The sequence below is a fragment of the Streptomyces sp. ADI95-17 genome, from assembly GCF_003846175.1.
Classification (GTDB): Bacteria; Actinomycetota; Actinomycetes; order Streptomycetales; family Streptomycetaceae; genus Streptomyces; species Streptomyces sanglieri.
This window is the reverse complement of the sequence record NZ_ML123048.1, coordinates 215,075-224,942: the sequence shown is the minus strand read 5'-3', so window position 1 is coordinate 224,942 and position 9,868 is coordinate 215,075. Positions and strand designations below refer to the sequence as shown.

General features: G+C 72.0%; 9 protein-coding genes and 1 pseudogene. 6 read left to right on the top strand and 4 right to left on the bottom strand.

The annotated features are described in order from the left end of the window. The first annotated feature begins 60 nt into the window (after positions 1–60). Positions 61–1,146 carry a CU044_5270 family protein gene (locus EES42_RS24115; protein WP_124720349.1) on the top strand — a complete coding sequence of 362 codons (1,086 nt, stop codon included), beginning with the start codon at positions 61–63 and terminating at the stop codon, positions 1,144–1,146. Positions 1,147–1,355: 209 nt separating this feature from the next. After that, positions 1,356–1,613: pseudogene (locus EES42_RS46360) on the top strand (SMI1/KNR4 family protein); the annotation flags it as partial. Between the two features lie 206 nt (positions 1,614–1,819). Here EES42_RS46360 and EES42_RS24105 read toward each other — a convergent pair. Next, positions 1,820–2,386, bottom strand: coding sequence for a GNAT family N-acetyltransferase (locus EES42_RS24105; protein WP_124720348.1), 567 nt, complete (start codon positions 2,384–2,386; stop codon positions 1,820–1,822). A 55-nt stretch (positions 2,387–2,441) separates the two neighbouring features. Next, positions 2,442–3,626, bottom strand: coding sequence for an amidohydrolase (locus EES42_RS24100; RefSeq protein WP_124720347.1), 1,185 nt, complete (start codon positions 3,624–3,626; stop codon positions 2,442–2,444). A gap of 171 nt (positions 3,627–3,797) precedes the next feature. Here EES42_RS24100 and EES42_RS24095 point away from each other — a divergent pair, with 171 nt between their 5' ends. Beyond that, complete coding sequence (locus EES42_RS24095) at positions 3,798–4,421, top strand: TetR/AcrR family transcriptional regulator (RefSeq protein WP_124720346.1); 624 nt, start codon at positions 3,798–3,800, stop codon at positions 4,419–4,421. A 63-nt stretch (positions 4,422–4,484) separates the two neighbouring features. Here the strand turns inward: EES42_RS24095 and EES42_RS44845 are convergent, their stop codons facing one another. Continuing rightward, on the bottom strand, positions 4,485–4,640 hold the full coding sequence (locus EES42_RS44845; protein ID WP_164495302.1) for a hypothetical protein: 156 nt from the start codon (positions 4,638–4,640) through the stop codon (positions 4,485–4,487). Positions 4,641–4,825: 185 nt separating this feature from the next. On the opposite strand from EES42_RS44845, the gene EES42_RS24090 reads away from it, so the two are divergent. The 3 genes from EES42_RS24090 (at position 4,826) to EES42_RS24075 (ending at position 8,184) form a co-directional block, all read left to right on the top strand. Then, a complete protein-coding gene (locus tag EES42_RS24090; protein WP_124720345.1) occupies positions 4,826–5,518 on the top strand; it encodes a TetR/AcrR family transcriptional regulator in 693 nt (230 codons plus the stop codon). A gap of 22 nt (positions 5,519–5,540) precedes the next feature. Continuing rightward, positions 5,541–7,163, top strand: a complete 1,623-nt coding sequence (locus EES42_RS24085) for an amidohydrolase (RefSeq protein ID WP_124720344.1) — start codon at positions 5,541–5,543, stop codon at positions 7,161–7,163. Positions 7,164–7,494: 331 nt separating this feature from the next. Next, positions 7,495–8,184: a TetR/AcrR family transcriptional regulator gene (locus EES42_RS24075; protein WP_164495301.1), complete on the top strand. Its 690-nt coding sequence runs from the start codon at positions 7,495–7,497 to the stop codon at positions 8,182–8,184. Positions 8,185–8,211: 27 nt separating this feature from the next. Here the strand turns inward: EES42_RS24075 and EES42_RS24070 are convergent, their stop codons facing one another. Continuing rightward, a complete protein-coding gene (locus EES42_RS24070) occupies positions 8,212–9,810 on the bottom strand; it encodes a carbohydrate-binding protein (RefSeq protein WP_124720342.1) in 1,599 nt (532 codons plus the stop codon). Between the last annotated feature and the right edge of the window lie 58 nt (positions 9,811–9,868).

The following is a 9,868-nucleotide window of genomic DNA, read 5'->3' as shown; positions in this document are numbered from 1 at the left end:
CGACACCCCCGTCCCCGGCCGCGCTTCCGCGGTCCGCCCGTCCAGCCAGGAGACCCACGGATGAACACCACCCCTCCGCACCCCTCGGACCACCTGTCCGAGGAGGACGAACGCCTCGGCCTGACCACCCTGCTGCCCCCGCCGCCGGTCCCCGGCCTGGACCCCGACCGCGAACTGCTGCTGAGGCGGACACTCCTGGCCGACACGGCCCCCGCCGACCCCTCCGGCAGGCGCACCGCCCGCGCCACACGCCCGCGTCACCGCCTCGTCCGGCTCGCGGTGCCGGCCGTGGCCTGCGCCCTGGCGGTCGGCGGCGTGTTGGTGGTGGGGCTCCCGGAATCCCCCGGCCCCGCCACCACCGCAGTTCCGGGTGGTGGCGCCACCGACGCCCCCGAAGCGACGCGGCTCCTGGACCGCATCGCGCTCGCCGCCGCCGAGTCGGAGCAGCCGGCGGTCCGCGCCGACCAGTTCGTGTACGTCGAGAGCAAGGTCGCCTACGCGGCACAGAGCGCAGGCGGAGGCCCCGTGACCATGCCTCCCGTGCACAGGCGCCAGGTGTGGCTGTCCGCCGACGGCAGCCGCCCCGGCCTGCTCCGCGAGGCGGGCGGGCCCGGCACCCCGCTCGGCACCGATGGCCCGGTCGAAACCCTGGACGGCCCGGGGGCGACACCCCGGCCGAGCACCCTCGACGCCTCCGAGCCGTCGATCAGCAACCCGACCCACGCATACGTCGCATCACTGCCCACCGACCCCGACACCCTGATGGAACTGATCCGGGACGAGACCCGGGGAGAAGGCCAGGACCCGGACCAGCGCGCGTTCACCGCGATCGGTGAACTGCTGGCCGAGACATGGGCCCCACCGAAGGTCGGCGCCGCGCTGTACCGGGCCGCCGCGAAGATCCCCGGTGTCACCGTGGTCCACGCGGCCGACGACGCCACAGGACGCGAGGGCGTCGCCGTCGCCCGCACGTCACACGGGGAGCAGACGCAGTGGATCTTCGACCGGACCACGTACGCATTCCTCGGTGAACGCACGGTCCTCGCCGAAGCGGGGGACGCCGGCCCGGCGGGCACCGTCATGGGCACCTCCGCGGTCCTCACCACGGCAGCGGTGGACCGTGCGGGCGAGCGCCCTGCGGCGTGACGAAGCGGGCGGGAAGCTCTTCGACCCTGTTCCCGACGCCCCGGACGTGCCCCTCGAAGATCCGGAGGGGACCGAGGACCGCTCGGTCGCACGGTACGCGCCGAGCGGGCGGCGCGCTGGCTGTACGCGGAACGGCACGCGCTGTTCGCCCGCGTACGCCTGGCTCACGGGCGAGGACTGGACGCCGAGGTCGTGGCGCTGTGCGAGACCTGTACATCGCGGAGGCTTCGTCCCGCCACTGCCTCTGGAAGTTCGCGGCGATGGAAGCGGTCGTCACCCCGCCCGATGCCGCGGTGCGGGGACTGGTCGGCTCACCCGGCCGGATCGTCTTCGGGGACAACGGCGGCGGTGACCGGCTGGCGGTCGATCTGACACCCGGACCGCGCGGACACACGGGGCAGATCATCATCCTCAGCCACGAGGAGAACATCGGCGCCTGCCTGGTAGCCGACTCGCTCACCGACCTGGCGATGCGCCGGCCGCATCCCGAATCTCGCTCAATGCCGACCCGTCCTGCCAGGCCCGTGCGGCCACGACGACCCGCACCAGGTCGTCGGTATCGCCTTCGATCAGCGCGCTGCCTGCGAACGTCTCCTTGCCGCGGATCGACCACCGCCGCTCGGCCGCCCACGAACTGACGAGCAGCGCCTTGCGGTACGGCAGCCCGCTGGTCTCATTCCTGTTCCGGTCCTCGGCCGGCGGGGGACACGGTGCTCTGCAAGTACACCAGTCGGTCCCGCTCGTCCCACGGATCGGTGACGGTGAAGCCGAGCCGTTCGTAGAGGGCGATGGCGCCCGTCCGCCAATTCCACACCGACAGCCGCACCGTGCTCAGACCGCTCTCCGCGGCATGCGCCAGCGCGGCGCCGACCAGGCTGGACGCGATGCCGAGGCCGCGCAGTGCCGGGTCCGTCCAGAGCCGCTTGATCTCGGACCGGCCGTCGACGGGGGCGGTCACCACCAGGCAGCCCACCGGGGCGTCCCCGCGCAACGCCAGCAGCACGACATCGGTGGCGAACGCGGTGCCCGGGTCCAGGATCTCCGCCCGGTAGCGTTCCGGCAGCCCACCCGCATCGGCTACGGCCTCGCCCTTCTCGGCCTGAGTCTGCAGAGGGTAGGCAGTCAGCAGTACGGCCAGCCCGTCCCGGTCGGACAAGTCCCGACCGGGTCGGCGGATGACGGAGATCCCTGACTGCTCGGGTCGCTCGGGAGGACGGGATCGCTCGGGTCGGCCGGTCATGATGCCGGCATCGCATGGCCACACAACCCGGATTCCGCCCCGGGTCCCGCGTGCGTCAGCCGTGCCGAGCGGTCACGCAGCGGGCCCGCCACTCCGCATCGGAGGCGAGGTCCAGGCCGGTCCATGCCATCGCGAGTGCCCCGTCGAGCACCGCGTCGTCCGCGGCCGGGCTCGCGGTCTCTTCGGCGAACTGCCGGGTGTGCGGCATGCCACGGGCCCCCAGCACCCCGAGGCCGGGGTGGATGGCGGGCAGGGCGTGGGTGACGTTGCCCATGTCCGTGGAGCCGCCCGTGCCCTGCGGTACCGGGCCGGGCTCGGGCACCTCCCGCCCGGTCGCGCGCAGATTGCGGGCGTAGGAGGTCATCAGCGCAGGGTCATGGCGCAGATCGAGGTAGTCGGGCTGTATCTGCCGTACGGCCACGGTCGTTCCGGTGGCCAGTGCGGCACCGCGGAAGCAGTTCAGCACCCGTTCCCGCAGATCGGTGAGTTCCTCGCCGGTGGGGGTGCGCACCTCGTACTCGAGCACCGACCGCTCGGGGATGATGTTCGTACGCTCCCCGCCGAGACGGACGATCCCGGACACCCGGTACCCGTCCCGCAGCTGCTGGCGGAGCTGGCCCACCGCGACCTGGGCGACGACCGCGGCGTCGGCGGCGTTGAGCCCGCCCTCGGGGGCCGCGGCGGCGTGTGAGGCCCGGCCGGTGAAGGTGACCTCGAAGCGACCGACCGCGTTGCTGGAGCCGCGCGGATCCGTGATGTCGACGGGGAAGGGGTGCACCATCATCGCCACTGTCACATCGTCGAAGGCGCCGCGTTCGAGCATCAGCACCTTGCCGCCTCCCTCCTCCTCGGCCGGGGTGCCGAGGAGCTTCACCCGGCAGCCGAGTTCGTCGGCGACCGGGGCCAGCGCGATCGCCGCGCCCGCACCGGCGGCGCAGATGATGTTGTGCCCGCAGGCATGGCCGATCTCGGGCAGCGCGTCGTACTCCGCGCACACCCCGATCGTCAGGTCACCACTGCCGTACTCGGCGGTCAGCGCCGTCGGCAGATCGCACACCGCGCGATTCACGGTGAAACCGGCGTCCTCCAGCAGTACCGCGAGCCGTTCGGCGGCCCGGGCCTCCGCGAACGAGATCTCCGGATCGTCTTGCAGCGCGTGGCTGAGCTCCAGAAGCCGGCCCCTGTACGTGTCGAGGCGGGCGGCGACGCGGCCGCGGAGCGATGAGTCGGCTGCGGGCATGGGGGATCCCCTCCACTGAAGTAGGCGCGCGAAAATGGAAACGATTCGTTTCCTTAATCGGCTCCCATGTCTACTCCCCTCTCCCGAAAATGGCCATGGGGTGGCAGCGCGTCGGGGAAACCATCCGTTTCCCATTGACGTGGGGCGCCGCATGCCCCGAAATGGGATGTCATGGCTAAGAGCACTCAGCGACCGGTCGGCCGGCCCCGCAGCGAGGACGTCCGGGACCGGGTCATCGGCGCGGCCGACGAGCTGCTCGCCGAGATCGGCTATCTCGGCATGACCATGGACGAGATCGCGGTACGCGCGAAGGTGTCGAAGAAGACCCTCTACCGGTGGTGGCCTCACAAGGCGGCGGTGACCGCCGAGGTGCTCGTCGCCCGCGCAGACGTACGCGCCGTTCCCGACCTCGGTGACACCCGCGCCGAACTGCTCGTCGTCTTCGACCACATCGACCAATTCACCCGCGCCCGGGACACCTTCACGCGGTTGTGTCTGACCGAGGCGGCAGTCGATGAATCGGGCGTCCTGCGGTCCTTCCTCGATGTCGTGCTGCGGCGCCGGGACCAGGTCCGGGTCGTCATGCAGCGCGGGATCGCCCGCGGTGACCTCCCTGCGGACATCGACGCGGACGCGCTTCTCGACCTGTGGAACGGGTTCTTCGTCTACCGGCGGTCCTTCCGGCCCGCTTCCGTGCATGACGACACGGTGCGGCAACTGGTCGATCTGGCCCTGGCGGGGCACGTGCCGCGCCTGCCCGCCGAAGGGCGGACCGGCGGCCGCCCGGCCGGCTGACCGGCATCCGAGTCGCGCCGGTGCACGCCGGTGCGGCCGGATTCCGGGAGACCGTCGCCCGTGTCAGGTCTCCTCGTCCTCCCCGCGGCGCTCGCCCTCCGCCTGGGACGGCTGGGTGCGCGTGGTGGCGGGGTGCCGCTCCTCGGCCGGGTCCCTGTCCTCGTCCAGCCTCTCGCCCTCGGCCTGCGACGGAGTCGGGTACTCGATGTTCTCCTTCATGGCAGCCTCCGTGGTCGGAACGCCTGCCTACAGATCGAGCCTATCGCGTCCGTCCGGTCGGCCGCCGGGCCGGGAAGCGGAGTGTCCGCCGCGAGGCCGGGGACCGTGGATGTCATGCGCGCCTCCGCCCGGTGGGCGTATCCATGCATTTGTCTATTGGTCGCGCACTCAATAACATTGGATTCATGACGTCAGGAGTTCATCGGCGACGAATTCGGAAGTCACCGGCCGATCGACGTGCGGAAATGGTCGACGCGGCCGCCTCGGTCGCCCTGGCCGAGGGGCTGGAGGGCATCACCCTGCGCCGGATCGGCGAGCGCCTCGACGTGCGTCCGGGACTGGTCGGTCACTATTTCCCCGTGGTGGACGAACTGGTGGCGGAGGCGTTCGGCCAGGCTGTCGGTGCCGAGCTGGACACCCTCGTACCGCCCGGACGGGCCGGGGACACCCCCGTCGAACGACTCGCGCGCTTCTTCGCCCTCGCGACCGGAGAAGGTCATGACGCACTCAGCCGCCTGTGGATCAACGCCCGGCACCTGAGCCGCTACCGCCCCGTCCTGCGCGACCGGGTCGGCTGCCAGGAGACCCGGTGGCGCGAGCGGCTGGAGCAGCTGATCCGTGACGGTGTCGGCAGCGGCCACTTCCGCACCGCCGACCCGTGCGCGAGCGCCGTTCAGATCCTCGTCGTCATGGATGGGCTCGCAGCCCATGCCAACACCGAGACCGGCATCAGCCCCCGTTCGGTGAACGGGCTGGCCGCGGCCACGGCCGAACGTGAACTCGGCCTGGCCGACGGCACCTTGTCGGCCGATCCGGCCGATCCGGCCCACCGGGCCCGTCCGGCACCCCGGACCCCAGCTCTTCTCGCCACCCACTGACCAGCCCTCAAGGAGTCCGCCCGTGCAACCCGGCCTCGTCCTTCTCTCCGCCCGTCTCCTCGATGTCGTCACCGGCGAAGTGCTCCCGCAGACCGCTCTGGCCGTCTCCGGCGGACGGATCTCCGCACTCGACGACGACCAGCGGATCCGCGCCCTCGCCGGACCGGCGACCACGGTGATCGATCTCAAGGGCGCAGTCGTGACCCCCGGCCTCGTCGACGGCCACATCCACCCCCTCATGGGTGCCGAGCTTGCCCACGGCCTGGACCTGTCCGGATGCGCCACCCTCGACGAGGTACGCCGGGCCCTGGCGCGGGAGGCCGGATCGCTGGCCCCCGGAGCGTGGCTGCACGGCTGGGGCCTGGACCCGAACGTCTTCGGCGACCGGCCCGTCGCGTCCGCCACCATCGGACCGGTCCTGGACGGCATCCCGGCCGTTCTGCTGCTCTTCGACGCCCACTCCATGATCGCCAGCCCCCGTGCGCTGGAGCTCGCCGGCGTCGACGGGCCCCGCCGGTTCGAGCAGTACGCCGAGATCGTGTGCGACGAATCGGGCCGCCCCACCGGTCTGCTGCTGGAGGACGCCGCCTGCGAACTGGTCGAGCGGGCCGCACCGCCGGTCGCCCCCGCCGAGCGCCGCACCCGCCTCGCCTCGGCGCTGCGCGACGTGGCCGCCTCCGGGCTCACCGGCGGGCACGCCATGGACGCCAACGGGGAGAGCCTGTCGCTGTACGCCGAGCTCGACGAGGCGGGTGACCTGCCGCTGCGCCTGCGCGTCGCACCCTGGCTCCAGCCCGGAGCCGACGGCCGGGCCGTGGCCGACCTCATCGCCCGGCAGGGCACGGGCGGCCGGCTGTGGGAGGTGGCCGGCGTCAAGCTGTTCATGGACGGCACCGTCGACAACGGCACCGCCTGGCTGGAGCGGCCCGACTGCCACGGCGAGTCCACGCACGCCTTCTGGCCCGACCCCGCGGCCTTCACCAGGATCATCGGTGAACTCCACCGGGCCGGTGTCCCCACCGCCACCCACGCCATCGGGGACGCCGCCGTGCGCCACGTCCTGGACGCGGTGGAGTCGGCGACGAGCGCGGAGTACCGCGGCGTACGGCACCGGATCGAGCACATCGAGACGGTCCCCGACGACACCCTGCGCCGGTTCGCGGAGCTCGGTGTCATCGCGTCGATGCAGCCGACCCACTGCTGTGACTTCACCCGCGCCGACCACACCGACAACTGGTCCCGGCGGCTCGGCGAGGAGCGTGCCGCGCACGCCTGGCGCTGCCGCGACCTGTGGGACTCGGGAGCCACCGTCGTGCTCGGCTCCGACTGGCCCGTCGCCCCCTACCCGCCGCTCACCGTGATGGCCGGTGCCCGCCACCGCCGCCCCAGCCGCGACCTCACCCAGCCCCCGCACAACCCCGGCCAGGCCCTCACCGCCCTCGAAGCGCTCCAGGGCATGACCCTCAATCCGGCCTTTGCGGCAGGTGCGGAACACGTGTCGGGGCGCCTGGCCATCGGCCACCGCGCGGACCTCACCGTGTTCGCGGAGAACCCGCTCGCCACGCCCGCCACCGACCTGGCCGGCCTTCCCGTCGTGCTCACCGTGGTCGACGGCCGCACCACCCACCGCGACGCAGGTCTGTGACGGAACGAGGGGCGAGGCCGTCCGGGGACGCCTCGCTCCAGGAGGGGCGACGGCAGAGTCAACAGTGATGACAACGCGGTTGGCAACGAGGTCGACCCGGGTGCGGTGAAGGTGTGGCGCAGGCTAGGGTCTTTCGTTTGGATCAGGCCGGATCAGGGAGCGGGGTCCGGTGTCGTGCATCGCAAGGCGGAGGAGGGAGTCGACGCGGAGCGTCGGCGACCGACGACAACGCGGCGAGGTGCGGCACCGGGGCACGCGAGCCCGGCATGATCCAAACGAAAGGCCCTAGGCCGACGGCACAATGGGGCTGACCGGAGCGAAGGAGTGCGCAGTGGAGCCACGTACGGGGAAGCGGGCCGACTCCGGCCGCCCGCGGCCGTCGCTCAGCCCTCGGCTGATCGTCGAGGCGTGCCTCGCGCTGATGGACGCCGAAGGCGCCGACGCACTGACGTTCCGCCGGGTCGGCGCCCAGCTGGGCGCCGACCCGGCGGCGCTCTACCGGCACTTCCGCAGCAAGGACGATCTGCTGCTGGCGGTGGCCGACCACCTGCTGGGGGAGGGCCTCGAAGGGTTCGGGCCCTCGGACGACTGGCGACAGACCCTGCGCGGACTCTTCATCCGCATGCACAAGGTCTATCTCTCGCACCCGCGCGCCGCTGTGCTCGCCACGGTACGCATCACGCGGCGACCGGCCGAGATGCGGGTGATCGAGCTGACCCTCGCCGCGCTGTCCGACGCGGGATTCCCGCCCGAGCAGGCGGTGCGCCACCTCCGGGCGCTGGTGGACTTCCTGCTGGCCCGGTCGTGCATGGACGCCACCCACTGCACGCTCGACGCGCACACCCGCCGCGGCGACGAGTCGGCCTGGTACGGCGAGTACGCCGCCGTACCCGCCGCGACCCACCCCCATATCGCCGCGGCGGCCCCCTGCTTGGCCTCGGTGGACGACGACGCCAACTTCGATTTCGCACTCGACCTGATGCTGGACGCCATTGCCGCCCGCGCCCCCGGAAAAGGCTGAGCGGCCCGGCGCCCCCTGCGAGGACCGCTAGCCGGCGCGCCGCAGGCCGATGCGGTCGATGGCACAAGTCCCGGGGGTCTTGGTGCTGTCGGTGTGCTGCCCGACGTGGGTCAGCCGGAGCGTGTTGGTTCCCGCCCGTACGGACACCTGGCCGAACTCCGGCTCGGCGTAGGTCATCACCGGGCTGTAGAGGTCGAGCGGTGCTCCGACCGTGGCGCCGTTCACCGACAGCCGGTAGATGCCCCGGGAGTCGTGCCGCTTCACCCGCAGCCGCAGGGTCCGCAGCCCGGCTTCGGACGACTGGAATGTGAAGGTCAGTGCGGAACCGGATGCGGCCGGTGTGAACAACACGCCGTGGCCCGCGCCGCACTGCGGGTCGGCGAAGACCTCGGCTCGTCCGCCCGACGTGGAGAACGCGAGCTCCTCCGCCTCCGCCACCCAGTCCAGCGGGCGCGGCGTCCAACTGCCGCCCGAATCGCAGAGCGTCACGCGGGTACGGTCGGTGGCGGCCTCCGTGTCGGTGTAGGCGACGAGGCGGCCGTCGGGCGAGAAGGCCGGATGGGGGTGGCCGGGATGGGCGGACCCCCAGCCCACCAGGCCGAGCGTGCGCGGCGGGTGCACACCGGTCAGGTCCACCAGGGCCACCGCGCCCACCTGCCCGAATGCCGAACCGTTGCGACCGTTGGTGTCGGTGACCGCCCAGCGGCCGTCGGCGGAGATGGCGCAGTGGTTGTATGCGCCGTTCGCGCTGGAGGGACCCGGCGCCAGCAGCCGGTCCGGCCGGTCGTCCGGGTGGACCATCCACAGCCCCGCGGCGCTGCCGCCGATGGCCACGGCGAGGCAGCCGGTGTCGGCACGGGAATTCCATACGTTGTGGGTCCCGACCGGCACGCCCGAGGCGGCCTGGTCCCAGATCATCTTGCCCTGCGGCGCGTGCACCGGATGCAGCGCCCAGGCGAGGATGTTGCCACCGAGCGAATAGCCGATCCATTCGGGATCGTGGGCGCTGTACTGGAAGTGGGTGGCGAGCACGCTCCCGGAGTAGACCTCTCGCACCCGGCCGCCCGTGAGCTCGATCTCCACCGCCGTGGTGGGACCGGCGGTGATCGGTGCCGGGTAGTGGCTGCACAGCACCCGGTCGCCCGCCGGATGGAGATTGACCACGACACTGAGATCGCGGCCCGCCGGCGGTGAGTACAGCTTCACGGGCGAGGGGGCGGCCAGATCGATCAGCCAGACCGCGTTCTCGGCGCAGGTGACGAGGCGTCCGGAGTGGATGTTCCACCAGACGAACGGATTCCGGTCGCCCGCCGGGGTGGCGAACCGCGCCAGGAACCGCTCTTGGCCGGACCGCAGGTTCACCTCCCACAGACTCGTGGCCCCGGTCTCCCGCTGCCCGAGCACGATGCGGTCGGCATCCACGAATCCGTTGTGCGTGGGGTACGTGAAGTAGCGCCGCTGGTCGAACGTACTGAGGTGGCGCAACTCGAACGGTTCCTGGGCGGTGGCGGCGACGGCCGTGCCCACGCCTCCCGTCCCGGCGGTGAATCCTGCGGCCAGTACTGCCAGCCCGGCCATGCGGCCGAACCCTCTGCGGGTGATCTCACTCATGGCGTCCTCACTCATGCGTGCTCACTGTGGGTGGCGCTCAGCTTCGAACCCGCCGATAGAGGAAGTCAAGGTG